The following is a 26,695-nucleotide window of genomic DNA, read 5'->3' on the forward strand; positions in this document are numbered from 1 at the left end:
AAATGAAAAAAGAAAAAGCAGTTGTTGTTTTTAGTGGAGGACAAGATAGTACGACATGTTTATTTTGGGCAATAGAGCAGTTTGCAGAGGTAGAAGCTGTAACGTTTAATTACAATCAACGTCATAAGCTAGAAATTGATTGTGCAGCGGAAATTGCAAAAGAACTAGGAATAAAGCATACGGTACTAGATATGAGTCTATTAAATCAACTTGCTCCAAATGCGTTAACGAGAACGGATATGGAGATTACACATGAAGAAGGTGAATTGCCATCGACATTTGTAGATGGACGAAATTTACTCTTCTTATCATTTGCTGCTGTATTAGCAAAACAAGTTGGAGCACGTCATATTGTAACGGGTGTATGTGAAACTGATTTCAGTGGTTATCCAGACTGCCGTGACGTGTTTGTGAAATCGTTAAATGTTACTTTAAATTTATCTATGGATTACCCGTTTGTCATTCACACGCCACTTATGTGGATTGATAAGGCTGAAACATGGAAATTATCAGATGAACTTGGAGCATTTGAGTTTGTTCGAGAAAAAACATTAACATGTTATAACGGAATCATTGGTGATGGTTGCGGTGAATGTCCAGCATGTCAACTTCGTAAAGCAGGATTAGATACGTACCTACAAGAACGCGAAGGAGCGAATAACTAATGGATAACTTTTTTGGATTTCGCATCGTAGAGAATTTGCAAAAAATGGACAAGGATATTCAGCGTAAACAACTCAAATACCATAATAAAAGAGTAATGGTCAGCAAGGAATTTACATTTGATGCAGCACACCATTTACACTGTTATGAAGGGAAATGTAAAAACTTACACGGTCACACATATAAAGTTGTATTTGGAATTAGTGGATATGTAAATGAAATAGGTCTTGCAATTGACTTTGGAGATATAAAAGAAATTTGGAAAAATGAAATCGAAATTTATCTAGATCATCGTTATTTAAACGAAACGTTACCTGCAATGAATACGACTGCTGAAAATATGGTCGTTTGGATTTATGAAAAGATGGCAGAAGCACTAACAAAAGAGAATCGAGTGAACGAATATAAAGGAGCTCGCGTTGAATTTGTTCGTCTATTTGAGACGCCGACTAGTTATGCGGAAGTAAGACGGGAGTGGATGCTTGATGAGTAAAATCCCTGTCTTAGAAATATTCGGTCCGACTATTCAAGGTGAAGGAATGGTTGTAGGGCAAAAAACAATGTTTATTCGTACAGCTGGTTGTGATTATAGCTGTGCTTGGTGTGATTCTGCTTTTACGTGGGATGGATCAGCTAAAGATCAAATTAGACAGATGACACCAGAAGATATTTGGGATGAGCTTGTTGCAATTGGAGGAGAAAATTTTTCTCATGTTACGATTTCAGGTGGAAATCCGGCATTGCTGAAAAATATTGAGTTTCTTCTTTCTATATTAAAAGAAAATGGAATGCGAACGGCAATTGAAACGCAAGGGAGTAAATGGCAAGATTGGTTACTTCAAATTGATGAGGTAACAATTTCTCCAAAACCACCAAGTTCAACGATGAAAACAGATTTTCATAAGTTAGATGCTATTATTCAGAAACTAGCAGGAAAAGATATTAGTTTAAAAGTAGTAGTATTCGATGATCATGATTTTGAATATGCAGTTAAGATGCACGAACGTTATCCAAAGGTACCATTTTTCTTACAAGTAGGAAACGATGATACAAAAACAGTGGATGATGCGATGCTTATAAAAAATTTATTAGATAAGTATGAATGGCTGATTGATAAAGCTGTAAATTGTAAAGAGATGAATGATGCAAAAGTATTGCCTCAGCTTCATGCGTTAGTATGGGGAAATAAGCGCGGCGTATAACGAGAAGGGATGTTTAAAATGACAGGAAGATTAGATGAAGATTTAAAAGATGTAACATTACTAGGGAATCAAAATACAAAATATTTATTTGAATATAGCCCAGAAATATTAGAGGTATTTGATAATAATCATCCAAACCGTGATTATTTTGTAAAATTCAATTGTCCTGAATTTACAAGTTTATGCCCGAAAACAGGACAACCAGATTTTGCAACAATTTATATTAGCTATATTCCAGAGCAAAAAATGGTAGAGAGTAAATCTTTAAAGTTGTATTTATTTAGTTTCCGCAATCATGGTGATTTCCACGAAGATTGCATGAACGTTATTATGAACGATTTAATTAAATTAATGGATCCGCGTTATATTGAGGTATGGGGGAAATTCACACCACGTGGTGGCATTTCAATTGATCCATACTGCAACTACGGGCGCCCAGGTACGAAGTATGAACAAATGGCTGACTACCGCATGATGAACCACGATCTATATCCGGAAACAATTGATAATCGTTAATAGAAAGAAAGGGCCTGTATAGTATACAGGCCCTTTCTTTCTATTATATTATGCATTTTGATTAATGACAGTATAGTTTTTATGACTTACAACTGTAAGAGGTTCCATATCTAGTTCTCTAAAATTCTTCATAATTGTTATATCAACAATAACAGAGTTTTGATTTACTTTTTGAACACGGCCTTGCATTCCACCTTTAAATTCGATGATATCTCCAGTTTCTGCGATCTGCATAAGCAACTCTCCTTGTTACAGTTTTCCCAAAAAAAGAATAAATTTGGGTTTTTTTATTTCCTCCTATTTTGAACCATATTTCCTACTTTGTAAATGTTTCCAAAGTAAAAATTCGAAAAATATTCACTTTTTGTAAGAAAATATGTAGAAAATCCATGTTTTTTAGAAAAAATAGCAAAAATGCGAGAATCTTTATATCGAGGTATAATGAAAAAGTAGAATAACCTGCTGAAGTGGGAGAAATTAGAGGCGGTAAAATGATGTTTGAATTTGTGGGGAGTGTTATAGCTTTAATTTTATTTTTATTTTCTTATATGCATTTAAAAAAGATTCGTCAATATGATACGAGTACATATTTTGATGGGATGGATGGTATCCATGCTTCGATAACACATGATAGTGGTGGGGAGATGTAAAGGTATATAACTTTATTTTCTTGCGTGGTATGATGTTTAGAACTAGTGCATAATAGAGTTCATAAGTGATGAATGGAGAGTGAAAAGAATGAAGATTTCTTTTATTCGTCATGGTTGTTTAAGTCGTATAAGAGAACCGATGACAATTAATTCATTTCACGAATGGATGAAACAGTATGATTCCGAGTCAATGATACAAAAAGCTAAAATGCCGATAGAAACAATAGAGGCAATTGAAGCAGCGAAATTTGTCTTAACAAGTGATCAAAGGCGTGCTGTACAATCAGCAGCTGAATTGACGGATTCTTTATCTTTTATGCAAAATTCTCTTTTTAGAGAAGCTGAAGTTCCTTCATGCTTTTTTGCTCCGAAGTGGTTGAAATGCACAATTAAGGTATGGATGTTCATTGGACGAACATTATGGATACTTGGCTACCATAAAGATGTTGAGTCTTATAAGGAAGTAAGAGAGAGGGTAAGGCAAGCGGCTTACCTGTTACATCGTTATGCTCTCGTACATGGAAGTATAGCTCTTGTAGGTCATAATTATGTGAATGTAATGATTGGTGCCGAACTGAGAGCGATGGGATGGTCTGGTTCTCCTATTTTGCACAGAGAGCCATGGGGATGTACAACATATACGTTTCACGAGGCGATGGATGGAAATATATTAAATACAAATTTAACATAAAAGCACACGATTTATATAAATCGTGTGCTTTCTTTTTAAGATATAGAAATTTTGACGTTTAATGGTTTTACGAGATGAGCATAAGGTTCCCCTACTAGCATAACAATTTCATCTTTTTTATAACCTAACTTTTCGTATAGTGAATAGGCGCGTTTGTTTTCTAAATTAACAAGTAAAGCGATTTTTTTATGCCCTTTTTCAGTTGCATAGATTTCGGCAGCTTCAATTAATTTAGAACCTATACCTTTTCCGCCGTGTGCACTTGAAACTGATAATGTATCAATGTAATACTCATCAAGCTCAGCTTCTTTTTCTAACGTAATTGATTCATCTTTATGTAATGCTCTTAAGTGATGTACAATTGGTGCGTCAAGCTGTGTTGCTTCACTACCGTGATAAGCGACAATAATTCCAACTGCACTCTCGTCTTGTTCATAGACAAAACAGTTTTCGTAGCTCAGACGGTTATTTTCTTTTGAGAACCATGTCTCAAGTCCTAGTAATACTTCTGCTTCAACTGTGCTACCTGTGATTTTTTCAGCAATTTCATGCAGAGCATTATACAATAAAGGAGCTATTGCTATTGCATCTGTCTTTTTTGCTTTCCGAATCATAGTATCCCTCCTAGTTCTATTTGTATATTGTAGCATAGTGGTATGGAACTTTGCATAATTGAATGCCGAAATGTTTGATATAGAGAAGTAGCTATGTTAGTATATGATATTTAGTGGACATATAGTAAAACAATATTGTTTGCGAAATAACGAAAATAAAATCATGGCATAACAACGAGATAAAGTGAAACGTTAATCAGTAAGATTTTTTGTTCATTCTACGACTGATTAGTAGTCAACACCAATCGGACTACCTGCAAATAGCGGGATAAATTTACAGTTGTTGACCTATAGAATATAAGATAAAATAAAATATTGCAGAGAGGTGAAATACATGGATAAAGAATTAGCAAATACAATTTTAGATCAGCTAAAAAATGGTGAAATAAAGGAGTATGTTGTTACGAAAGATGTATTTTATACGTTCAGAGAAGTTGTTGTAAATAGAGAAGACTTTAAGCATTTCATTGGTAACGCACAGCGAGGCGGGCAAGTGATTTATACATATTCAGAAACGCCACGTTCATAAAGGAGAATTTTGATCAGCAGGGCATCTCTCACTGATTAGTAGCCTTCACCAAACAGACGTTTCATGCGGGATAAATAAAAGATAAAGGAGAGGGGAATTATGGGCGATTTTAAACAAGGCATTTTACCACATTGGGATTATATGTGGAAAGATAGAGCCGGCAATCGATTTATGGGAATGGTTATGTATCCAGAGAAACGAAAATGTTCAGCAAAAATGCTTCAGAAAATAAAAAGAGCATATGAAGAAGCAATAGAAATTAAAGTAACTGTACAAGTTCAACATACATATCAGTACGTAGAAGGACTGATTGTATACTTTGATGAAGAGGCTCCTGTATGTACAATGCTTGATAAAGATGAAAATCCACATCATATATTTGTAAAAGATATTTTGCGCATTGAGTACTCTGAATAAACTTTTCATAAATAAATTGAAGTTCCATAATAATAATCTTTTTCTATAATAGTTATCTTTTAGTATGTAACGAAAAACGAAAGTATATGTATAATATATTTAATAAGGTAAATTTGATAAATGTAATCGTTTTTTAGAGCAGATTATAGTTTCATATCTGTTCTTTTTTGCGTGATGCTGGAGAAATATATTTCTTCAGCATCTACCGTTTTATGACAAAATATATTGTTAACTTTTTTAAAAATAAGGTTAAATTCGTTGACAACTTTTTTGAAAAGCACTTTATTGACATGAGTTTTAGAATGTTGTTTCATAGTCATTGTATTGAAAAAAAACGGCTATCATGTCGAAAAGTAAAAGTTAAAAAAAGAAAGAATTTATACATATATCTTGTGTCTTATTTTGAAACGTAATACAATATATAGAGAAATCAAGAACAACATATAGAGAATATAGATTTGAGAGGGAGGGTCGGAAATGTTAGTTGCATATGATTCTATGACAGGAAACGTGAAGCGTTTCATTCACAAATTAAATATGCCGGCCGTTCAAATTGATGAAGATCTAGTAATAGATGAAGACTTTATTCTTATTACGTATACAACAGGTTTTGGAAATGTACCAGAACGTGTTTTAGACTTTTTAGAGCGCAATAATGAAAAATTAAAAGGCGTATCTGCAAGCGGCAATCGTAACTGGGGAGACATGTTCGGTGCAAGTGCTGACAAGATTTCTACTAAATATGAAGTGCCTATTGTATCAAAATTTGAGTTATCTGGAACAAATAACGATGTAGAATATTTTAAGGAAAGGGTGCGGGAGATTGCGACACATTGAACTGAATAATGAAATCACGCAAATGCAGGACGGTTTTTATCAGCTTCATAAAGATAAAGAGGCATTAGAAGTCTTTATGGAAGAAGCTAGAGAGAATACCGTTCCTTTTAATAGCGTGGCAGAGCGAATGGAGTATATGAAAGAACATGATTACTATTACAACGTTCTGGACGAGTATAGCTTGGAGGAAGTAGAGGAAGTATATAACATCGCTTATGGTGAAAACTTCGAGTTCCAATCTTATATGGCAGCATCTAAGTTCTACAAAGATTATGCGTTAAAAACGAATGATCAAAAACAATACTTAGAAAGCTATGAAGATCGTGTAGCAATTGTTTCATTATACTTAGGACGCGGTGATGTTTCGAAAGCAAGACAATTCGCAAGCATGATTGTAAAACAAAACTACCAACCAGCGACACCAACCTTTTTAAATGCGGGAAGAAGCAGAAGAGGAGAAATGGTGTCTTGTTTCTTGTTAGAGATGGATGATAGCTTAAATTCAATTGGCTTTAACATTAATACTGCGATGCAATTATCAAAAATCGGCGGGGGAGTAGCTTTAAACTTATCTAAGCTACGCGCACGTGGTGAGCAAATTAAAGGTATCGACAACGCTGCAAGTGGCGTAGTACCTGTTATGAAATTGCTTGAAGATTCGTTTTCATATGCGAATCAGCTTGGCCAACGAAAAGGTGCCGGTGCAGTATATTTAAACATTTTCCATTGGGATATTATTGAATTCCTTGATACAAAAAAAATAAATGCCGATGAGAAGAGCCGTATTCAGTCTCTATCAATCGGAATTATCGTTCCAAGTAAGTTCTTTGAGCTTGCTGAGAAAAACGAACCTTTCCATGTTTTCGCGCCTTATACGGTTTATAAAGAATATGGCAAGCATTTAGATGATATTGACATTGATGAAATGTACGATGAATTAATGAGCAATCCGAAAGTGAAGAAGAAGCCACTAGATATTAGTGCACGTGATATGCTTATTAAAATCGCTATGATTCAGCTTGAGTCTGGTTACCCATACTTAATGTTTAAATCAAATGCAAATAATCAACATCCATTGAAGGATATTGGAACTGTGAAGATGTCGAACTTATGTACAGAAATCTTCCAGCTTCAAGAAACTTCAGAAATAAATGATTACGGTACAGATGACATTATCCGTCGTGATATTAACTGTAACTTAGGATCGTTAAATATCGTAAACGTAATGGAAAATAAAGAAATTCGTGAAGCAGTTCATGCGGGAATGGAAGCTTTAACAGCTGTTTCTGATATGACGATTATTCCGAATGCACCAACTGTGAAAAAAGCAAATGACGAGCTTCATTCAGTTGGACTTGGAGCAATGAACTTACACGGATATTTAGCAAAAAATAAAATCGCTTATGAAAGTGCAGAAGCGAAAGAATTCGCTCGTACATTCTTTATGATGTTAAATTACTATTCTATTGAGAAAAGTATGGAAATCGCTACAGAAAAAGGCGAGACATTTAAAGACTTCGATAAATCTGATTATGCGAATGGCACATACTTCGAAAAGTATGAAACGACAGATTACAGTCCTGTAACTGAAAAAGTTCAGCAACTATTTGAAGGAATTCATATTCCGACAAAAGAAGATTGGACAAGTTTAAAAGAGCAAGTGCAGAAGAATGGTTTATACAACTCATATCGTCTTGCCATTGCTCCAACACAATCAATCAGTTACGTTCAAAATGCAACTTCAAGCGTAATGCCGATCGTAAGTCAAATCGAATCAAGAACATATGCGAATGCGACAACATATTATCCAATGCCGTATTTATCAAAAGATACGTTCTGGTACTATAAATCTTCTTACGATATGAATCAGTTTAAATTAATTGATTTAATCGCAGAAATTCAAGAACATATTGACCAAGGAATTAGTACAATTCTTTACGTTAATAGTGATATTTCAACACGTGAATTAGCACGTTACTACATCTATGCACATAAAAAAGGCTTAAAGAGTCTGTATTATACGAGAACACGTAAATTAAGCGTGGAAGAGTGTGTGGCTTGTACCGTTTAATATAAAAAGTGAGACATGATGAGCAGGGTTTTCTGAACCCTGCTCATGCTTAGTTATCATATTTAGAGAAGGGGCGATTTAATGCGTGCGGTAAACTGGAACAAAAAAGAAGATGATTTTAGTTTAATGTTTTGGAAGCAAAATATCGCTCAGTTTTGGACAGAAGAGGAAATCGCGGTATCTTCTGACAAAAATACTTGGGCACAATTATCAAAAGAAGAGCAGATTGCTTATAAGCGTGTATTAGGTGGTTTAACACTTTTAGATACGAAACAAGGCGGCGAAGGTATGCCTCTTGTACTTGTTCATCTTGAAAATTTACAAGCGAAAAGTGTATTAGCTTTCATGGGTGCTATGGAAGAAGTACATGCGAAGAGTTACAGTCATATCTTTACAACGTTAGCTACTGAAGAAGAAATTGATGATATTTTTGAATGGGTAGATACTCATCCATTACTTGAGAAAAAGGCCGGTATTATTACTGGTTACTATCGTCGTTTGCTAAAGCCTGAAGTAACGAAAAAAGAGTTATACATGGCAATGGTAGCAAGTGTGTTCTTAGAAAGTTATTTATTCTATAGTGGATTCTTCTATCCGCTTTACTTAGCTGGTCAAGGAAAACTAACAGCAAGTGGTGAGATTATCAACTTGATAATTCGTGATGAGTCAATTCACGGCGTATTCGTCGGTATTTTAGCACAACAAATCTTCGCAGAACTTTCTGCAGAAGAGCAACAAGAAGTGCAAAAAGAAACACAAGAGTTATTAATGGAACTATATGAAATTGAAATGGCCTATACAGAAGAAATTTACACTTCTATCGGTCTTGTAGAAGATGTAAATCGTTTCGTTCGTTACAATGCGAATAAAGGGCTTATGAACTTAGGACTTGAGCCGAAGTTTGAAGAAGAAGAAATTAACCCAATCGTTTTAAATGGTTTACGTACAGATACGAAAAACCATGATTTCTTCTCTGTAAAAGGAAATGGTTACGTAAAAGCAACGAACGTTGAAAAGTTAGCTGACGATGACTTCGTGTTTAACTTTTAATATAGGATTATAAAGAAAAGCTGTCTTATTGATTGATAAGACAGCTTTTCTTTATAATTTTGTTTACATAACACTATTATTTTTGTATAGCGATTTATATTTGGGAAGTTCTATTCGGTTAACGGATAGAACTTTTTTGTAATTAAATGGGTATTTACAAACCTTTTGTATCAGTGTATTATTTAACTAGTACACCGATACAAAAGGAGGGAAGAAATGAAAATAGAGTTTTCTCCAAATACACCAATTTACATTCAGGTAATGGAATACATAAAAAAAGAAATCGTAACAGGACATTTATTGCCTGGTGATAAAATTCCCTCTGTCCGTGAATTAGCGAGTGAATTACAAGTTAATCCAAATACGATTCAGCGTACATTTCAAGAGCTAGAACGGGATGGAGTTGTTGTAACACGTAGAGGAATGGGACGGTATGTAACGAATGAAGGGGAGAAAATTATGGAGCTGCGAAAAGAGATGGCGAAAGAATTACTTCATTCTTTTATAGATGGAATGGACAATTTAGGTTTTTCAGAAGAAGAAATTCTTACAATTCTTCGTTCTTCATTACATGATAAGAGGGAGGAGAGCCAATGACAGAGCTATTGAAAATAGAAAACTTATGGAAGAGATACGGATTAAAAGCAGTGATCCGTGAATTAAACATAGAGATTACGGAAGGGAAAATCGTTGGGCTTGTTGGAGATAACGGGAGCGGGAAAACGACGTTATTGAAAATGATTGCAGGCTTGCAACACCCTTCTGAAGGTAGTATTACAATAGACGGTAAAAAGGTAGGATTACAGACGAAAGAAATCGTTTCATTTATGTCCGATAAGCCAGTCTTTGATGATTGGATGACTGTAAAAGACGCTTTATTTTTTTACCGAGATTTTTATAAAGACTTCGATATTCAAAAAGCGGTAGATACGATTGCAGAATTTAAAATACCGTTAGAAGAAAAAATTACAGCATTGTCAAAAGGTATGGTTGAGAAGCTGCAGATTATTTTAACGTTTTCTCGAAAAGTGAAGCTATACGTACTGGATGAGCCGTTGGGCGGGATTGATCTTGTTTCTAGAGAACATGTACTTGAGCTAATACTTAAATTTTATCGTGAAGATTGTACGCTACTTATATCGACTCATTTAATAAGAGAAATCGAAAATATATTCGATGAAGTAATCTTTTTGAAAGATGGAGAAATAATATTGCATGAAAATGTGGAAGAACTACGATTTCAAAAGGGTAAAGCAGTACATGAGCTGTTTAAGGAGGCCTATGAGAAATGAGTCAGCTTTTTCGTTATCTGTATAATTGTAATAAGAGAAAGATAGCCATTATTTACTTTGGTTTTATTACAGTTTCATTCATTCTTTTATTTAATATGAAAGGAGTTTCAGGAGTTAGAATTTCAGGTAGGCAAGATATAATTATTATTATATTCTTTATCGTACTAGGTATAAATGGATTTGCAATTCTTTTAACAGGTATATCGTCTTTTCGGAAAATGTTAAAAAACTCTATGCTACGTTATACTTCTATTTCAGCAAAAAAGTATATATGTGCAAATATTTTATTCTGTGTACTACTCTTTATGATTTTACTAGGAATAGGAATCATTTTTCTATACTATTTTTCTTTAAATATTTACAATGGAAAAACTAATTTAGGTATTCAGCAAGCAATACACAGTTTATATAATTATGGAATATTACATCATATATTATCTATTTTCTTATGGGGACTAGATTTTCTTAATATGCTAGTTTCTATTTATTTTATTATAGTAATTGTAAAACTATTCAATGTGAAATCATCGATGAATAAAGTTGCTTGTTTAGTTTTATTCGTCATTTTTACCGCATTTAATGGAGGAATAACGTATATTTTTCAGCAAATAGAAAAGTATGTGTTTGCTATAAATAATATTGGATTTATAGATCAAAATGGTTTTTTAAATACATCATTTTATTCTGGTACAGAGGTTACAATTTTAAATCTATTTTTTAATTGTTTATTAACAATTATATTACTAGTAGTTACAGGTCACATTATCGATAAAAAACTAGAAGTCTAAAGGAGGAATCAGCATTGGGAAACGTAGTAGTAAAGTTAGAGAATGTTCGAAAAAGGATTGGTGGAACGGAAATTATTCGTGGTTTATCATTTGAGGTTCGTGAAGGAGAAGTATACGGATTCCTTGGACCGAATGGTAGCGGTAAGACGACGACGATCCGTATGATGACAGGTCTTATTTCAATGACAGAGGGCGATATTACAATTTGTGGACATAGTATTCGCTCGGAGCGTGAAAAGGCACTAGAGCAAATTGGAGCGATTGTAGAAAATCCTGAACTATATGATTATATGACAGGAATGCAAAACTTAAAGCATTTTGCGAATATGGCCATTACACCAATTAGTAAAGAGCGGATTGCTGAGATTGTAAAGCTTGTTGAATTAGAGCATGCGATTCATAAAAAGGTGAAAACATATTCACTTGGTATGAAACAACGTTTAGGAATTGCACAGGCATTACTTCATCAGCCGAAAATCTTAATTTTAGATGAGCCGACAAATGGACTAGATCCAGCTGGTATTCGCCAAATTCGTGATTATTTACAACGTTTAGCGAAAGAAGAGAATATTGCTGTAATCGTATCAAGTCACTTATTGAGTGAAATTGAATTAATGTGTGATCGCGTCGTTATTATTAAACAAGGTGAGTTTGTACAAGAGTACAACTTACATGAAAAAGTGAAACATGATGAGGCAGTCGTTGTAGCGTTTGAAGTAGATGAAGTTCAGAAAGCAAATGAAATCATTAAAGGTAAAGCAAAAGGGAATGTAATTGTAGCATCTGTAACAAAAGACAACATTCCGCAACTTGTAAAAAAACTTGTTCATGCTGATGTGCTTGTATATGGCGTTACTGTTCAAAATAAAACTTTAGAGGATGAGTTCTTAGCGATTACTGGGGGAGTGAAAGCGTAATGTTTAAATTAATTCAAAATGAATTTTTAAAGTTGCATGCGAAAAAAGGTATGTATATTTTAATTGGTGTCATTGCGGCACTCGAAATTTTAGGTACTTTAGCAATGTTGAAGTGGGGAAAAGGTGATGAGTTTAAGGGGTCATATTTAGATTATGCAAACTCAGAGATTGGCTTAATTGTTTTATTTACAACGATTTTTGGGATTACACTTGCTGCCCGTACTCTTACTGATGAGTTCCAAAAAGGTACAATTAAACAATTGTTAATCCGTCCAAGAAAAAGACTTGCAGTTTTATTTTCTAAATATATTACAGTGTTATTAGCAATGTTATTTATCGTATTAGCTGGTATGCTAATTGCAATGATTATTGGTGGTATTGTAATGGATGGTAGTAAAACAGAATTAACGTTAGGAATCGTAATGAAGTCAACTTTATATCAACTACTTTCACCGTTCTTTTTTGCAACACTTGCATTTTTCCTAGCAAATGTCTTTAGAAAATCTGTATTACCATTAATTATTACGATGTTCCTATTCTTCTTACAAGGTGCAATTAATATGGTATTAATAATGTTTGCAAAAGGTGTAGCGAAGTTTGTAGTATTCAACCATTTGGATTTAAGAGCTTACGATAGTAATAAATTAATCAATGGTGGAATGGAACCAACATTTACAGAATTTACGTTTACAACTTCATTATTACTTGTAGTTGCATACTTTGTTGTGTTACTTGTAGCATCAAGTGCATTATTCCAAAAACGTGACGTATTATAATAAAAGAAATCCCCGCTTGTAAAAACGGGGATTTTTATTACATAAAATTCACTTAGATTGCAACTTGAAGAACAGCGATATGGTATTTTAAGAGATATGCTGTTTGAAATGATTTGAGAAAAATAGGAAGAATTTCAACTATATTCATATTATAATTTAATTATCCTGCTATTTATAGGGAAAGGATTGCCTATAAAGTACTGATTAAAGTTTTATTGTATTTTTACTATCTTTGGGGGTGTTCTATATGCACTATGCATTTTCACGTATAAGGCTACGTAGCTTTTTTGGATGGATGATTATAGGGGTGCTCCTTATAATGATCCCATTAGGTCTAGCAAATGTTTCTGAGAATACGATGGAGGTTATTTCACAAATAACTGTATTTTTTGTATTTCCGTTACTTTGGCTATACGTAAAAACAAATAAAAATAATATTGTATTTAACAGTTTTTTTAATAAGCCAGGACGTTTACCTTGGGGATTAATTATATTAGCAACGATAATGGGGATGATTTTTTCAGTTGGCATATCTCAGATTCAATTTTACATATTAGCACATACGTTACCGAATTTCTTAGTTACTATGCTAGAAGACGGAAATGTTATTAATACGAGTAACGTATATATGACGATATTTACTTTCATTTCAGCATGTGTGTTAGCACCTATTATGGAAGAGGTTATTTTTAGGGGATTTTTCTTACAGCGAATGGCTTATAAATGGGGAATTAAAAAAGCTGTAATTATATCTTCAATTATTTTTGGCTTAGGACATTTTGATGTTATTGGTGCGTTCATGTTTGGTGTCGTTATGTGTCTTTTATACATAAAGACAAAAAATATATGGACGAATATAGCTGTGCACGCTCTAAATAATTTGATTGCAACAAGTATGCAATTTTTCGGTGGAGAAGAAAGTGGTACAATCTCAATTACTGAATTACAAGCGCAAAGTAATTTATGGATTGGTATCGGTCTTACAGTTGTTGGATTACTTTGGTTAATTCCTTATGTTTGGAAACAATGGCGTACAGTAAAAGAAGTTGGCGTGCCACCAGTACGTTTTATAAATGAGCAAAAAGTAGTGAGTTCATCACAAGAAAATGAAGTGTATAGTCAAGTGATCGTAACCGATAGATTGATGGCCATAGAGTTACCAGATGAGGCTGTAAATAAGCTTCGGTTAGAAGAAAATGATTATGTAACAGTATCTGTAGAAGAAGATAAAATCGTTATAAAGAAAGCACATAATAGATAATTAAAAAGTAGCTCCTTAAGAGCTACTTTTTAATTTGTAATAATTTCCACACGAAAATTATTACCGTTCTTTACATATTTAATATCTGTAACAGTGCGGACCGTCTTTAAAATCTCCACTTTTTCACCAATTCGCGGGATGGTCGGAACATTGTCCCAAATACCAAGCAAGTCATCTAATTGTGCCGTTTTTTCATAAAACCAGATTTTCAATGTAAAGCCCCTTTCTCGAACTTTATGTATTTTAATACATAATATATTATTTTTATTCTTATTGTAAGGGGTTTTTTTATATTTTATGAATAAAAATAAATTAATCTTCTGGGAAGATATGTTCAATATCAGGAGTAAGAGATACTTCTGATAATACGATATGAGAAACGGTCGTTGCATATGAAGAAACATCATTGATAAATTCTTCCAGTTCAACGAGTGAAGGAACAGAAATTTTTACAATGTAGCATAAGCTTCCTGTTACTCGGTAACAAAAACTTGCAGATGGATAAGATTGAATAAACTGTTGCATACGTGTTGTATCACCATTTTTTAAAGTGATTTCTAAAATACAATCTAAAACGAGTCCTGCTTTTTTATAATCAATATCGATTGTGTATTTTTGAATAACACCTTCGCTTTCGAGCTTACGAACACGTTCTGAAGTAGATGGAGCAGATAAGTTTACTCGTTTCGCCAATTCACGCATCGAAAGGCGACTATCATTATATAATTCATTTAAAATTTTTCGATCAACACGGTCTAATTGCATTTGTAAATATACCTCCAGTAAAATAATGATTTTTGTAAAGGGAAAATATAAATTAAGATTCATATGAAATGTAAAGTGAACGTTATTTATTTTACAATAAAACAGAAGGAAATAGGAGGGGAAATGATGGAGAGAATTTCATTATCAGATGTAGGAGATACAAAGTTTCAAAAGTTATTAGGGCATAATTCGGATATATTACATTCGTGGAGTACGTTAGAAGATACACTGTACAATAAAGGAACTCTTTCAGCAGAGTTGAAGGAGCAAGTGAGAAGAACATTAGCGTATGGGAATGAATGTCCGTACTGTATGGCAAAAGGAAGACCTGATGATGTGCAAAAGGCAGAGGAGATTGGTGTAGCCGTTACTTTTGCGCATACATTTGTTCATGACCGAAAAGCAATAGATGATACTATGTTTCACGTATTAAAACAATATTGGACAGAAAAAGAAATTGTAGAGCTTTGCGCCTATGTTTGCTTTATTACTGCGTCACAACAACTTGGTTTTCTATTTCAATTACAGCCAAATTAAGGGGGGAAATGATGAAAAATCAAATAGCACTTATCATAATCGATGTACAAAAGGCATTTCAATTACCAGATTGGGGCGAGAGAAATAATATTTTTGCTGAAGAAAACATGAGAATTTTATTAGAAGAATGGAGAAAAAGGAAACGACCAGTTTTTCATATTCAACATGTAAATAAAGAAAATGCTCAGTCAATGTTTTATGAGAGAGCGGAAACGGTAAACTTTAAAGAAGAAGTGCAACCACTACTTGGTGAAGTGGTTATTCAGAAATTCGTTAACAGCGCGTTCATTGGGACAAATTTAGAAGAACAATTAAGAAAGAACAAATGTAATGCAGTAGTGATTGTAGGATTAACGACAAATCACTGTGTGGAAACTACGACACGAATGGCAGGGAATTTAGGATTTACAACATATTTAGTGAGTGATGCAACGGCTACTTTTAACCGTAAAGGTTTAGATGGTAAGGAGTATAGTGCAGAAGATATTCACAATATGACACTTGTAAATTTACATGAAGAGTTTGCTACGATTGTGACGACAAAAGAAGTATTAAAATTATTTTAAGAAAATAATTGCAAATTATGTAGAAAAAAATAAGAATATTTCGTATAATCTAAGTACAATCATTTTGAAAATAGGGGTGGCATCATATGGAGCAAATTTCAGTAAAGAAATTAGAAGAGGTACTTGTTGTAGCAGGGGATGATAAACAGAAGCAAAAGGAATTTTATGAATTGCTCTTATCTACTGAGTTTTATGTTGCTGGTTCACTAGAAGCAGAGGACGGGGCAACAGAGGGAATACTTCGTTTGCGTCATTTCCAAGGAGAAGGTAGATGGATCGTTCCGTTCTTTACACAAATGGAATTTGTAAAAGATGTGTTGCCAGAAGGAACGCCCCTTATTACGATACGTGGGAAAGAGTTATTTGGTAGCATTGAGAAAGATGCTACAGCTGTATTAAATGTTGGTACTGATATAAGTAAAACATTTATTCCAGAAGAAATTGCAGATATCGCATCTGGACGAATTTTTAATTATTATAAGTAAAAGGAAAAGCGATTACGCTTTTCCTTTTTAATTTGAATATGGAGTGGCTATACCGGAAGAAATAGAGACTGTTTTATTATTCGTGTTTATTGTCGCTGTAGCTCCAAGTGGAATACCGATGTTTGGACTTATATGTCCAATTGGTAAACCGAATAGGACCGGTATATGATATGGTGCGAAATATTCATATAATATTGCTTGCAATGATTGAGATGGCTTTGAAGGAGTACAGTCGTGACAACTTGTGAAAATAACGCCCCTGCATTCATTAAACTTTCCAGATAAAAGTAGCTGATTTAACATACGGTCAATGCGGTACGGTTCTTCACCAATGTCTTCAAGTAATAAAAGTGTATTGTCCGTATTTATCTCATAGGGCGAGCCAATTATGCTTGTCAACACAGCTAAATTTCCTCCAACTAACGTACTTGTAACTGTACTGTGAGAGCTAGATACGATACATTCTGATGCAGATAAAATGGTTGAATACGGATGGAATAGCTGATTGAAAGAGGATAAAGATAGGGAATCAATACCTTTTCCTAGTTCTTCAATCATCGGACCATGAAATGTTATAAGCTTTGCATAACGTGAAACAGCAGTATGTAAAGCTGTAATATCGCTATATCCCCAAAAGATTTTAGGGTTTTGCCGAATGATTTCATATTGAATGTGAGGGAGGAGACGAGCACTTCCGTAACCACCTCGTGCACAGAAAACGGCCTTCACTTCATTATTTGTAAATGCTTCATGTATATCGTCAAGCCGAACTTGATCACTTCCGGCTAAAAATCCATATTTCTCGTAAACGCTCTTCCCGATTATTACGGATAACCCCATCTCTTGTAATACATTCACACCTTGTAATACATTTTCGATTGTAGGTGGACCAGATGGTGCAATGATCATTACTGTATCACCTTGTTTTAATGCATTTGGATAAATCATTAAGCTCAGCCTCCTTCTCTTTCAATATATTCGCTTCATATGAAGTTCAACCCTTGCAAAAGCAGGGGAAAGCTTATCAAATAAAGAAGATATAAAGGAAATAGGAGGGGAAATGATGTTTACAAGTCGAGTAACAGACATATTAAAAATTGAGTATCCCGTTGTTCAAGCCGGTATGGCAGGCGCGATTACGACGCCAGAACTTGTTGCAGCAGTAAGTAATAGCGGAGGATTAGGGACGCTTGGAGCGGGCTATATGAGCCCAGAACAAATTCGTGAAGCGATTTATAGAATAAGAGAACTAACAGATAAGCCGTTCGGTGTTAATTTACTTGTAACGAAAGAGATAGAAATAGAAGAAGAGAAGGTAAATGAGGCGAAAGTATTACTAAGCGGAGTGAATAGAGAATTAGGTATAGAAGTAGAAGGAACGTTAAAGCTTCCAAAAAGCTATAAGGAACAATTACAAGTGCTATTAGATGAAAAAGTACCGGTCGTTAGCTTTGCATTTCAAACGTTAGAAAAAGAAGAAATAAATGATTTAAAAAGAAATGGAATAAAAGTTATCGGAACAGCTACCCATGTGAAGGAAGCGAAAGTACTTGCTGAGCTAGGAGTAGATATTATTATTGGGCAAGGTAGCGAAGCAGGAGGGCATAGAGGAACGTTTATTGGGAAAGAACGAGATGCTATGATTGGTACTTTTGCGTTAATACCTCAGTTAGTAGGGGGTGTTCCGCATATCCCAATTGTCGCAGCAGGTGGTGTAATGAACGGACAAGGGCTTGTTGCAGCATTGGCACTAGGAGCAGAAGGTGTTCAAATGGGATCAGCCTTTTTAACAAGTGAAGAGAGTATTACGCACGATGTGTATAAAGAAGCGGTTTTACATAGTACAGATACGAGCACAACTGTAACTCGTGCGTTTTCTGGGAAATATGCGCGGGGTATTCAGAATGAATTTATAGAGAGACATGAAGGAAAAGAAGAAGGGCTGCCGATGTATCCAGTGCAAAACGTATTAACTTCTAAAATACGCCAAGAGGCAGCGAAGCAAAATAAGGAAGAATATATGTCACTTTGGGCAGGACAGGCAGCATCATTAGCTCGAATCGAATCAGCTCAGCATGTAGTGGAGCGAGTTATGAAAGAAGCAGAGAATACAATCGAACAATTACAAAATATATACAAAAAGACCACTTGAGTAATTCAAGCGGTCTTTTCATTAGTTTGCTTTATAAAATTGTTGGATGGCTTCGTCGATGTAAACCCAGCCTTTCCAACCTAAGTGCATATGATCTTTTAAGAAGTATTTATCGTATTCATGATTTGAGAAGTCGGCAATTGGATAACCAGCTTTTTCAATTTGCTCATGAACTTTCTTATAGTATGCTTCGCGGCGTTCTTTCGGGAAGCCAGCGTAGTCGTACCAAGGACCTTTGACAGGAACAGAAATGAAGAGTGGTTTTGCACCAGATTGTTTTAATAAATCAAGTACAATTTGTAAATCTTCATATTCTGGCGATTGGTCATAAGCATCATTTTTTAAGTAACCTTCACGTTGCTTTAATTTTTTCTTAATTTTGCTATTGAAGTAACCATCTTCGATACCATATTCATTAGATACAGATTCTGCTGCACCTGTTTGATCCGCATGTTTACGAGCCTCTTCCCAGTTCATTTGTTTTAATGAAGGGTCAAGCTTTTCTTTGTGTGGTTTAATATTAAACATAGCTGTAAATAAATCTTTACGATCTAAAATGTTACGGTAAATATAAGCGAAAGGTTTAGCAGCAAGTGCTTTTACTTTATACTTCGTATCATCATAAGCGATACCTTCAAGCGAGATTTTTAATAAAGTTTCTTTTTTTACAATCTCAAAGTTTAATAAACGCTTTGCAATTTGTTTTTTCATTTCAGGTTTTAAATCATTGTTGAAAATGAAGTGGTAACCTTGTTGTTTTGAAAAGTTAGGTGCAAAGTGCGTCTCGTCAATACCTTGTGGTACAAACCATTGCGGAGAAAGAACGAATACCATTTTCTTATCTTTCAATTGATCCATTGTAGATGCGAAGTTTAACACATGTACAAGGTCTTGTGTTCCGCCGCGTCCAAGAAGGAATGGCGTAAATCCTTCAGGCTTTACTTTAAAATAATTAGATGGATGGAAAGCATCCATACGTGCGAATTCCGATGAACCGTACATCGGAAGATATTTTGGATCTGCTAACATCTTTTGCTGTAAAATCATACTTTGAATTTTTTCTTCTTTTAAAGAAGTAGCAGCTTGTTCTACTTTTTCATCACTTAAAAGTGGAAGTAGGAAGCGCGTTGGAATAAGTAAGAATACAGCAAAAAGGGCCAATGCTAAAAGCATCGGACCAAATTTTGCTTTGTTCATCGGATTTCTTCCAACTTTTTAATAACCATGTTTGGTGTAGCCCACTCGTCACGGTCAAAATCAGAAATAGAAACTTCAATATCTAAACGCTCTTGGAATTCAACTAATAAAGATACTACAGCGAAAGAATCAAGGATACCTTCTTCAAATAATTGAACATCTAAGTTTTCTTTCACAATATCGTTTTCACATACTTCTTCTAAAATATCTAATACTTGCTCTTTGAATTCTGCCATTTTTAAAATCTCCTTTATATCCGAAATTATTATATGTGCAACTTCTTAATGGAATAAGAAGGGTGCATTAAAAGTATCTGTTAAGGTGTCCAGAGAAGATTAGGAAACCGAAACATACAATGTGGAACGTAATTACAATCGCAAGGATGCGTGTGAATTTATTGTTTGGCCAAAATTTATGCTTCTTGTTTTTTCGTTCGAAAATATCGAATAAAATAAACAGTGCGGCATGATATAGACCATAAATAATATACTGCGCAACAGCGCTTCCTTGGATATGCCAAATTCCCATAATGAAGAAGTTTAAAAATGCACCGATATACGAAATTGTGTAACGGTTCTTAATTAACTTTTTCTTCGTTGCAAAAAATACGAAACGCATGTAGATGAAGTCACGGAACCAGAATGATAAACTCATGTGCCAGCGGTTCCAGAAGTCTTTAATATTACGACTAAGGAATGGCTTATTAAAGTTTTCTGGCGTTTTAATTCCCATCATATAACTTACACCAATTACAAAAGAGCTATAACCAGCAAAATCAAAGAATAGATATAAGCTATAGCTATACATGTAAATCATATTTGAAAAGATTGTATCGTGTTGAGCGAATGCTGGATCCATACAATATTGCTTTATTAAGTAAGCAATAATAAATTTATACAAGAAACCTTGGAAAATACGATTTAGTCCTGTATATAGTAAATTTTGATATTCTTCAGCGCTAGGTGGCTTTTGAATATCTTTTTGGAATCTACGGTAACGATCGATAGGTCCTGTTGAAATCGCAGGGAAAAATAAAACGAATTCCCAGAAGTTAAAGAAAGAAAGCTCTTTAATTAAACCATCACGAACTTCAAATACCATTTGAACTGCTCTGAATGTTACGTAAGATATACCTAGAAAAACAACAAGTTTTAACTCAGGTAGTAACGATGCAAATGGTGCGATTTTTGCCAAAATAAGAGGCAAAATCGATAAAATAACAGCTATGCAAAATGTGAATGTACTATTATTTTGTTTTCTTAAAATTAAATAGCCTTTAATTAGGGCATATTGCCAAATAATAAATGCGGCTAACATCATTGCTTGCTTTGGTTTATCTGAGAAGATAATAGCAAGCATGACTAATGTTAAAACGGCATTATATTTACGCAACATTTTACCTTTTAATCCAGCTATGATAGTAGGTATTAATAAAATGCCCACTATAGCGAAAAAATAAAATGATCCATATGCGGTCATGCTGTAACCTCACTCAATAATTTTTTGCGATCTACCTTTCCATTTGGTGTCATTGGAATAGAAGATTGATACATGAATTTACGTGGAATCATGTAGTTTGGTAATCGCTCATTGAGTTCTTTTTTGATTGCAGATGTTAATTTGAATTCTTTTTCAAACGAATGCTCCCCAGGAACAACAACCGCTAATAAATAATCGTATTTCTCACCTTTTTTAATTGGAACGATAACTGCTCCTTCTACGTAAGAACACGCACGAAGGTGATGCTCAATTTCTTCTAATTCCATTCGATAACCATGCAACTTAATTTGGAAATCAAGACGACCATTATAGAATAGAAGACCATTTTCAACATAGCCAGCATCGCCTGTTTTATAGGCGCGCTCACCGTCAATCATAGTAAATGCTTTTTCTGTTAATTCAGGGCTTCCTAAATATCCAACGCTTACGCTTGGACCGACAATTACGATTTCACCTTTTTCACCATCAGGTGCAATCGTGCCATCTTCTTTCATAATAAGAAGGCGACAGTCTGATTTACAATAGCCAACTGGAAGTGATTTGTATTGATTAAGCACTTCTTCTGTAACGTGAATACCTGTTACAGCGACAGTAGCTTCTGTTGGACCGTAAGTATTCATAATTGTTGCTTTTGAGAAACGCTCAATTAATTTTCTAGCCACTTCATTTGGTAACACTTCACCGCAGAATAAGAATGTTTTCATGTTCGGTAGCATACTTTCAGAGAAGGATGCTTCCATTAAACACATTTCAGCGAAAGAAGGTGTCGAAGTCCATACTTGAATATCCGATTGCTCTAAAGAAGCAAACAAGTCTTTTGGACGCGCAATCATATCTTTATCGATTGCCCAAAGTGTACCACCTGTTACTAATGATGGGTAAATATCCATTACAGATAAATCGAATGAGAAAGGTGCTTGATTTAAGAATACTTGCCCTGTTTGTAAGTTGAAATCTTCTACAGCCCATTTTGTAAAGCTAACAAGGCAGTTATAAGTAATCTGAACCCCTTTCGGATTACCTGTGCTTCCTGATGTGTAAATAATGTAGAAGTTCTCATCACCTTTTACCGCATGTTCAGGATTTGGAGTGTTCCCTTTATGAGTAAAGAAAATATCTTTTAAGTTGTCTTCACTTACGATGCGAACTGGTAAATCAGTTACAGTTACTGCTGTTGCCGATAAAAGTAATTTCGCACCAGAATTTTCAGCAATACGTTGTACACGATCAGCTGGGATAGATAAATCTACAGGAATGTAAGCATGTCCAGCTTTTACACATCCTAAAAAGTTAACAATCATTTCAGGTTGCATATGGCCATACACCATAATTGGTGAACGATCGTCTGGATACTCAGAAGAAATCCAATGTGCCAACGCATCAGAATCTTCCTTTAATTGTTTGTACGTAATTTTCGCATCTCGCCAAACAAAAGCGGTTTGATCAGGCGTTTCTGCAGCCCACTTTTCAATTTGTTCTAATAACTTCATAACGTTCCCACCCTAGAATTCATTGTAAATAAATGTACTTGTGTTTGTATCATGGAATCCATACAACCAAAGTAATGCAAATAAAATTGCAAGATAATAAACCGTCTTTGCAACCCATTGTGTGAGTGGTCGAGACCATATCTCTTTTAATCTTTCCATGTCTTTCCCTCTCTTAATGAAATAATAGCTCTTTGTAGGTATCATGTCCTACATTATTGTGAAAAAAACAAAATCCCACATTTTAGGTAAAAATAAGTCAAAAGGCTCTTTTTTGATATTAGCACTAAATACTAAAAAAGAAAATCCCTAACTTAGCAATTATATTACATTCAGCATGAATTTGTAATGGGTTTGACATGTAAATAGAAAGTGGATTGTGTGAATACATAAAAGTGGACTATAAGAATACGTAAAAATACAGTATTTGTTTTTATTAATCATTCAAGACGGAGTAAACTTTTAAATTTCTAGTTCTTTTGAAAAGGAGGAAATTATCATGAATAGAGTGTGGAAGAATCTAATTTCGGAAGAAAATATCGTGAAATGGAGAAGGCACTTCCATAAGTATCCGGAATTATCATTTCATGAAAAAGAAACTTCGCAATTTATATATGATACATTATGCTCATTTTCTTCTTTTGAAGTAACGAGACCGACGAAGTATAGTGTACTAGCAATTAAAAGAGGTGTGAAGCAAGGGAAAGTAATTGCGATTCGAGCTGATATAGATGCTTTGCCAATTCAAGAGGAGACAAGTAAATCTTATACATCTGTGAATAAAGGAATGATGCATGCATGTGGGCACGATGCTCACACAGCTATTTTATTAAGCACAGCAGAGGTGCTATCAAATATAAAGGAAGATTTTGCAGGTGAGATTCGTCTATTCTTTCAGCACGCAGAAGAGGTGTATCCCGGTGGGGGACAAGAAATGGTTGAGGCAGGTGTAATGGACGGTGTTGATTATGTAATAGGTTTACATGTTATGTCTGGATTAGAAAGCGGAAAGATAGGAATTGTGTATGGGCCGATGATGGCGGCACCAGACGTATTTACAGTTGAAATTCAAGGCAAAGGAGGACATGCGGCGCGGCCAGAAGAAACGATAGACCCTATTGCTATCGGAGCACAGATTATTACAAATTTACAACATATCGTATCAAGAAATACGAGTGCTTTTATGCAAAGGGTTATTTCAGTTACACAATTTCATGGGGGAACGGCTGACAATATTATTCCTAGTACAGCAACTTTAATGGGAACCGTTCGTTCATTTAATCAAGCATTGAGGGTGGAAGCAGAAGGGAAAATCGAGAAAATTGTGAAAGGAATTACAGAAGCACATGGAGGATCGTATACATATACGTATCGATATGGATATGATCCGGTTATTAATGATGAATATATTACGAAAATAGTAGAAGAAAGTGCACTACATTTGTTTGGGAATGAGCGTGTTGTGAAGCTTGAACCTTCTATGGGTGGGGAAGATTTTTCAGCATATTTAAGAAAAGCACCCGGTTGTTTCATTAAATTAGGAACAGGTAATGAAAATATATATACTTGTTATCCACATCATCATCCGAAATTTGACGTGGATGAATCAGCATTAATTTGTGGAGTGGAGCTATTTTTAGAGACGACTATAAGATTACTAAAATCATAGAAAAACAAAAAAAGGCAACTGCACTCTATTGCAGTTGCTTTTATTTCTTTCCGTCAGAGAGGGCTGAGAAAGAACTATGCTCATTCATAGTATATGAATAGCTAACGGACAAGCTTGTACATTTTAATCATTTTTTTAAAAATAGTTGTTGACATTGATAATCAATGTCAATTAATCTAAAAGTAGTTGAAATTGATAATTATTATCAATAGGATGGATGCGACATGTTAATGAGAAAAAATTTTCAACTTCTGCGGAGGGGATTAAAAGATAAAAATAAAGATAAAGATGTTGATCAGCATATGGAATGGCAAAGAAATGTAATTCGGTCTGAATATGTAGATGAGAAGAAGAGCATTCAAACAGAAAAAGAGATACAAAGTAAAGGGAGAGGTTCAGTTGAGTAAGTTAGTAATGATTTTTGCAAGTATGAGTGGAAATACCGAGGAAATGGCTGACCACATTGCCGGCGTAATTCGTGAAACAGAAAATGAAATTGAAGTTATTGATATTATGGATTCACCAGAAGCTTCTATATTAGAACAGTATGATGGAATTATTTTAGGTGCATATACTTGGGGAGATGGTGATCTTCCTGATGATTTCTTAGATTTTTATGATGCAATGGATTCTATTGATTTAACTGGGAAAAAAGCGGCAGTATTCGGATCGTGTGATTCGGCTTATCCGAAATACGGAGTGGCAGTTGACCTTTTAATAGAAAAGCTACAAGAGCGCGGGGCAGCAGTTGTGTTAGAAGGACTAAAAGTAGAATTAACGCCAGAAGATGAAGATGTAGAAAAATGTTTACAGTTTGGAGCTGAATTTGTAAAACACCTTTCTTAATGGCAGAAGGGAGATGAAGAGCAAGTGCATGAGAAAATCTCAATCAAAACGATGACAGATTATCATTTGTATGATTTTATGCGTTGTCCGCATAAATTTTATTTTCGTCATATAAAAAGAAGAGAACCTTCTTCATTTGAATGGCAACAAATAGCACAAATGATTGTCAATCAAATTATTAACGAGTATTACACGCTACCTGCGGGTCAACAAACGAAAATTGTACTTTTAATATTAATAGAAAAGTATTGGAAAAAAGTAAGGATTAATATGTTTGCTTCGAAGACGGAGTACTATATTGTATTAGCTAAGCTAACGGATCACTTATTACAGTTTGTTGAAAAGGATGATAGTCAGACACCACCATTGTTTTTATACGAGAAGTTTCAAACATATATGGAAGAGTTAGGTGTCCACATGTCATTGACATTTGAAGTTGGTGAGTGGAGTGCTGGGTCGTTTGTAATTAAAAAGTATGTCGTCGATGCGGATGAGGAAATGCTTGGTCTTTGTCAGAAGCTAATGACAGTATTCAGTTATAAAGCTTTCGGCGTTCTTCCAGGAAAGATTGAAGTTATTAATTTAATAGAAGGAACTAAGTATGAGTACATTCCAAAACAGGAAGATATTATAACTGGAATGGCTGATTTATCTAGAATGAAAGAAATGTTGCAACAACCTGAGCATTATACAGAGCGTCATTTTCGTTCTGAGTGTATAAGTTGTGCATTTCGTAGTGAATGCCAAGGGGAAGAAGTAAAGAAAGAAGCGGAGCAGAAGAAAAATATCGTACATTAAAGGATGCAACTTTGCATCCTTTTTTGTTGTTGACATGAAAAGCTTTTCATCATTTACCGTATATTTATAGCAGATTTTAATAAAGTGAATCTTTAATCAGTGGGGGTTTTGTCAATCCCCCACTGATTATCAGCCCTCATTAATCGGGCTACCCGCAAATAGCAGGATAAAGGGAGGAATAATCAATGAAAGATGAAACAAAAGTATTTCAATGGTTAAAAGAACAAAATGCTCCTTTTGGAATTCAACTGCAAATTTTACAAGCATTTCAACTGTATAAAGTCATTGTTGAAATGGATAAAAAGTTAATGTTGTATGAGGAGAGAGAGCAGAGGGAGAGAATGTAATCTCATCCCTGCAGTATTATTTTCAGTTGTTCTATACCCGATATGAATTCAAGTTCCTCGTTTCTAAGTTAA

36 protein-coding genes are annotated in these 26,695 nt (G+C 34.6%); 26 read left to right on the plus strand and 10 right to left on the minus strand.

What is annotated here, in order from left to right; genetic code table 11:
- Nucleotides 1–2 precede the first annotated feature (2 nt).
- The 4 genes from queC to queF are packed head-to-tail and all read left to right on the plus strand — an operon-like array spanning nt 3 to nt 2,381.
- On the plus strand, nt 3–665 hold the full coding sequence (gene queC / locus DN407_RS06640; protein WP_000711595.1) for a 7-cyano-7-deazaguanine synthase QueC: 663 nt from the start codon (nt 3–5) through the stop codon (nt 663–665).
- A complete protein-coding gene (gene queD / locus DN407_RS06645) occupies nt 665–1,156 on the plus strand; it encodes a 6-carboxytetrahydropterin synthase QueD (RefSeq protein WP_000368414.1) in 492 nt (163 codons plus the stop codon). Before queC ends, queD begins: the two co-directional genes overlap by 1 nt.
- Nucleotides 1,149–1,865, plus strand: coding sequence for a 7-carboxy-7-deazaguanine synthase QueE (queE, locus tag DN407_RS06650; RefSeq protein ID WP_000036298.1), 717 nt, complete (start codon nt 1,149–1,151; stop codon nt 1,863–1,865). Before queD ends, queE begins: the two co-directional genes overlap by 8 nt.
- 18 nt (nt 1,866–1,883) lie before the next feature.
- Nucleotides 1,884–2,381 (plus strand): preQ(1) synthase, encoded by a 498-nt coding sequence (gene queF / locus DN407_RS06655; protein WP_001986050.1) that lies wholly within the window; start codon nt 1,884–1,886, stop codon nt 2,379–2,381.
- Between the two features lie 48 nt (nt 2,382–2,429).
- Here the strand turns inward: queF and DN407_RS06660 are convergent, their stop codons facing one another.
- On the minus strand, nt 2,430–2,615 hold the full coding sequence (locus DN407_RS06660) for a YkvS family protein (protein ID WP_001165082.1): 186 nt from the start codon (nt 2,613–2,615) through the stop codon (nt 2,430–2,432).
- A 260-nt stretch (nt 2,616–2,875) separates the two neighbouring features.
- Here DN407_RS06660 and DN407_RS31540 point away from each other — a divergent pair, with 260 nt between their 5' ends.
- Both DN407_RS31540 and DN407_RS06665 read left to right on the plus strand, forming a co-directional pair.
- Nucleotides 2,876–3,031, plus strand: coding sequence for a hypothetical protein (locus DN407_RS31540; RefSeq protein WP_000461432.1), 156 nt, complete (start codon nt 2,876–2,878; stop codon nt 3,029–3,031).
- Between the two features lie 88 nt (nt 3,032–3,119).
- A complete protein-coding gene (locus DN407_RS06665) occupies nt 3,120–3,722 on the plus strand; it encodes a histidine phosphatase family protein (protein ID WP_000703098.1) in 603 nt (200 codons plus the stop codon).
- A gap of 35 nt (nt 3,723–3,757) precedes the next feature.
- Here DN407_RS06665 and DN407_RS06670 read toward each other — a convergent pair whose 3' ends face one another.
- The gene (locus DN407_RS06670) at nt 3,758–4,336 is read right to left on the minus strand and encodes a GNAT family N-acetyltransferase (RefSeq protein WP_098783124.1); all 579 of its coding nucleotides are present in this window, start codon (nt 4,334–4,336) and stop codon (nt 3,758–3,760) included.
- Between the two features lie 334 nt (nt 4,337–4,670).
- Here DN407_RS06670 and DN407_RS06675 point away from each other — a divergent pair, with 334 nt between their 5' ends.
- The 11 genes from DN407_RS06675 to DN407_RS06730 all read left to right on the plus strand — a co-directional run bounded on the left by DN407_RS06675 (nt 4,671) and on the right by DN407_RS06730 (nt 14,274).
- Nucleotides 4,671–4,865 (plus strand): hypothetical protein, encoded by a 195-nt coding sequence (locus DN407_RS06675; RefSeq protein ID WP_000356684.1) that lies wholly within the window; start codon nt 4,671–4,673, stop codon nt 4,863–4,865.
- A 99-nt stretch (nt 4,866–4,964) separates the two neighbouring features.
- Nucleotides 4,965–5,282, plus strand: a complete 318-nt coding sequence (locus DN407_RS06680; RefSeq protein WP_000502197.1) for a hypothetical protein — start codon at nt 4,965–4,967, stop codon at nt 5,280–5,282.
- Nucleotides 5,283–5,759: 477 nt separating this feature from the next.
- Nucleotides 5,760–6,119: a class Ib ribonucleoside-diphosphate reductase assembly flavoprotein NrdI gene (gene nrdI, locus DN407_RS06690; protein WP_000959447.1), complete on the plus strand. Its 360-nt coding sequence runs from the start codon at nt 5,760–5,762 to the stop codon at nt 6,117–6,119.
- Nucleotides 6,106–8,190, plus strand: coding sequence for a class 1b ribonucleoside-diphosphate reductase subunit alpha (gene nrdE, locus DN407_RS06695; protein ID WP_001215839.1), 2,085 nt, complete (start codon nt 6,106–6,108; stop codon nt 8,188–8,190). The genes nrdI and nrdE overlap by 14 nt, the downstream gene beginning before the upstream one ends.
- 81 nt (nt 8,191–8,271) lie before the next feature.
- On the plus strand, nt 8,272–9,240 hold the full coding sequence (gene nrdF, locus DN407_RS06700; protein ID WP_001203012.1) for a class 1b ribonucleoside-diphosphate reductase subunit beta: 969 nt from the start codon (nt 8,272–8,274) through the stop codon (nt 9,238–9,240).
- A gap of 216 nt (nt 9,241–9,456) precedes the next feature.
- Entirely contained in the window at nt 9,457–9,837 is a 381-nt protein-coding gene (locus tag DN407_RS06705) for a GntR family transcriptional regulator (RefSeq protein WP_000687512.1), read from the plus strand.
- Nucleotides 9,834–10,532 (plus strand): ABC transporter ATP-binding protein, encoded by a 699-nt coding sequence (locus tag DN407_RS06710; protein WP_000137748.1) that lies wholly within the window; start codon nt 9,834–9,836, stop codon nt 10,530–10,532. The genes DN407_RS06705 and DN407_RS06710 overlap by 4 nt, the downstream gene beginning before the upstream one ends.
- Nucleotides 10,529–11,320, plus strand: coding sequence for a hypothetical protein (locus tag DN407_RS06715; protein WP_000080438.1), 792 nt, complete (start codon nt 10,529–10,531; stop codon nt 11,318–11,320). The genes DN407_RS06710 and DN407_RS06715 overlap by 4 nt, the downstream gene beginning before the upstream one ends.
- 14 nt (nt 11,321–11,334) lie before the next feature.
- Nucleotides 11,335–12,237, plus strand: coding sequence for an ABC transporter ATP-binding protein (locus DN407_RS06720; protein WP_000528820.1), 903 nt, complete (start codon nt 11,335–11,337; stop codon nt 12,235–12,237).
- Entirely contained in the window at nt 12,237–13,013 is a 777-nt protein-coding gene (locus DN407_RS06725) for an ABC transporter permease (RefSeq protein ID WP_000475428.1), read from the plus strand. Before DN407_RS06720 ends, DN407_RS06725 begins: the two co-directional genes overlap by 1 nt.
- Nucleotides 13,014–13,260: 247 nt before the next feature.
- A complete protein-coding gene (locus DN407_RS06730) occupies nt 13,261–14,274 on the plus strand; it encodes a CPBP family intramembrane glutamic endopeptidase (protein WP_000558817.1) in 1,014 nt (337 codons plus the stop codon).
- A gap of 29 nt (nt 14,275–14,303) precedes the next feature.
- Here the strand turns inward: DN407_RS06730 and DN407_RS06735 are convergent, their stop codons facing one another.
- Both DN407_RS06735 and DN407_RS06740 read right to left on the minus strand, forming a co-directional pair.
- On the minus strand, nt 14,304–14,486 hold the full coding sequence (locus tag DN407_RS06735; protein WP_000707107.1) for a DUF3913 family protein: 183 nt from the start codon (nt 14,484–14,486) through the stop codon (nt 14,304–14,306).
- A 100-nt stretch (nt 14,487–14,586) separates the two neighbouring features.
- The gene (locus tag DN407_RS06740) at nt 14,587–15,039 is read right to left on the minus strand and encodes an Lrp/AsnC family transcriptional regulator (RefSeq protein WP_001175505.1); all 453 of its coding nucleotides are present in this window, start codon (nt 15,037–15,039) and stop codon (nt 14,587–14,589) included.
- Between the two features lie 126 nt (nt 15,040–15,165).
- Between DN407_RS06740 and DN407_RS06745 the strand changes: the two genes are divergently transcribed.
- The 3 genes from DN407_RS06745 (at nt 15,166) to DN407_RS06755 (ending at nt 16,627) form a co-directional block, all read left to right on the plus strand.
- Nucleotides 15,166–15,576 carry a carboxymuconolactone decarboxylase family protein gene (locus DN407_RS06745; protein ID WP_481748645.1) on the plus strand — a complete coding sequence of 137 codons (411 nt, stop codon included), beginning with the start codon at nt 15,166–15,168 and terminating at the stop codon, nt 15,574–15,576.
- Between the two features lie 11 nt (nt 15,577–15,587).
- Nucleotides 15,588–16,142, plus strand: a complete 555-nt coding sequence (locus DN407_RS06750) for a cysteine hydrolase family protein (RefSeq protein ID WP_141532369.1) — start codon at nt 15,588–15,590, stop codon at nt 16,140–16,142.
- An 86-nt stretch (nt 16,143–16,228) separates the two neighbouring features.
- The gene (locus DN407_RS06755; RefSeq protein ID WP_000435265.1) at nt 16,229–16,627 is read left to right on the plus strand and encodes an SseB family protein; all 399 of its coding nucleotides are present in this window, start codon (nt 16,229–16,231) and stop codon (nt 16,625–16,627) included.
- A gap of 27 nt (nt 16,628–16,654) precedes the next feature.
- Here DN407_RS06755 and DN407_RS06760 read toward each other — a convergent pair whose 3' ends face one another.
- Nucleotides 16,655–17,575, minus strand: coding sequence for a S66 peptidase family protein (locus DN407_RS06760; RefSeq protein ID WP_058839117.1), 921 nt, complete (start codon nt 17,573–17,575; stop codon nt 16,655–16,657).
- A gap of 115 nt (nt 17,576–17,690) precedes the next feature.
- On the opposite strand from DN407_RS06760, the gene DN407_RS06765 reads away from it, so the two are divergent.
- Nucleotides 17,691–18,779, plus strand: coding sequence for an NAD(P)H-dependent flavin oxidoreductase (locus DN407_RS06765; RefSeq protein ID WP_098023025.1), 1,089 nt, complete (start codon nt 17,691–17,693; stop codon nt 18,777–18,779).
- A gap of 21 nt (nt 18,780–18,800) precedes the next feature.
- On the opposite strand, the gene dltD is transcribed toward DN407_RS06765, so the two are convergent.
- From dltD to DN407_RS06790, 5 genes are all read right to left on the minus strand, one after another.
- Nucleotides 18,801–19,976, minus strand: coding sequence for a D-alanyl-lipoteichoic acid biosynthesis protein DltD (dltD, locus tag DN407_RS06770; RefSeq protein ID WP_086408899.1), 1,176 nt, complete (start codon nt 19,974–19,976; stop codon nt 18,801–18,803).
- Nucleotides 19,973–20,212, minus strand: a complete 240-nt coding sequence (gene dltC / locus DN407_RS06775) for a D-alanine--poly(phosphoribitol) ligase subunit DltC (RefSeq protein ID WP_000807310.1) — start codon at nt 20,210–20,212, stop codon at nt 19,973–19,975. Before dltC ends, dltD begins: the two co-directional genes overlap by 4 nt.
- Nucleotides 20,213–20,279: 67 nt before the next feature.
- Nucleotides 20,280–21,455, minus strand: coding sequence for a D-alanyl-lipoteichoic acid biosynthesis protein DltB (gene dltB / locus DN407_RS06780; RefSeq protein WP_000127953.1), 1,176 nt, complete (start codon nt 21,453–21,455; stop codon nt 20,280–20,282).
- Nucleotides 21,452–22,966: a D-alanine--poly(phosphoribitol) ligase subunit DltA gene (gene dltA / locus DN407_RS06785; RefSeq protein WP_149216130.1), complete on the minus strand. Its 1,515-nt coding sequence runs from the start codon at nt 22,964–22,966 to the stop codon at nt 21,452–21,454. Before dltA ends, dltB begins: the two co-directional genes overlap by 4 nt.
- Nucleotides 22,967–22,978: 12 nt before the next feature.
- Nucleotides 22,979–23,125, minus strand: coding sequence for a teichoic acid D-Ala incorporation-associated protein DltX (locus tag DN407_RS06790; protein ID WP_000440293.1), 147 nt, complete (start codon nt 23,123–23,125; stop codon nt 22,979–22,981).
- A gap of 337 nt (nt 23,126–23,462) precedes the next feature.
- Between DN407_RS06790 and amaA the strand changes: the two genes are divergently transcribed.
- The 5 genes from amaA to DN407_RS31545 all read left to right on the plus strand — a co-directional run bounded on the left by amaA (nt 23,463) and on the right by DN407_RS31545 (nt 26,623).
- The gene (gene amaA, locus DN407_RS06795) at nt 23,463–24,632 is read left to right on the plus strand and encodes an N-acyl-aliphatic-L-amino acid amidohydrolase (protein ID WP_001082787.1); all 1,170 of its coding nucleotides are present in this window, start codon (nt 23,463–23,465) and stop codon (nt 24,630–24,632) included.
- A gap of 224 nt (nt 24,633–24,856) precedes the next feature.
- Entirely contained in the window at nt 24,857–25,039 is a 183-nt protein-coding gene (locus DN407_RS06800; RefSeq protein WP_149216131.1) for a hypothetical protein, read from the plus strand.
- Complete coding sequence (locus DN407_RS06805; RefSeq protein ID WP_149216132.1) at nt 25,032–25,478, plus strand: flavodoxin; 447 nt, start codon at nt 25,032–25,034, stop codon at nt 25,476–25,478. The genes DN407_RS06800 and DN407_RS06805 overlap by 8 nt, the downstream gene beginning before the upstream one ends.
- A gap of 24 nt (nt 25,479–25,502) precedes the next feature.
- Complete coding sequence (locus tag DN407_RS06810; RefSeq protein ID WP_000544578.1) at nt 25,503–26,276, plus strand: hypothetical protein; 774 nt, start codon at nt 25,503–25,505, stop codon at nt 26,274–26,276.
- Between the two features lie 185 nt (nt 26,277–26,461).
- Complete coding sequence (locus tag DN407_RS31545; RefSeq protein WP_000651088.1) at nt 26,462–26,623, plus strand: hypothetical protein; 162 nt, start codon at nt 26,462–26,464, stop codon at nt 26,621–26,623.
- The last annotated feature ends 72 nt before the right edge of the window (nt 26,624–26,695 follow it).

Origin of the sequence: Bacillus sp. JAS24-2 (genome assembly GCF_008274905.1) — a bacterium.
GTDB lineage: Bacteria > Bacillota > Bacilli > Bacillales > Bacillaceae_G > Bacillus_A > Bacillus_A cereus.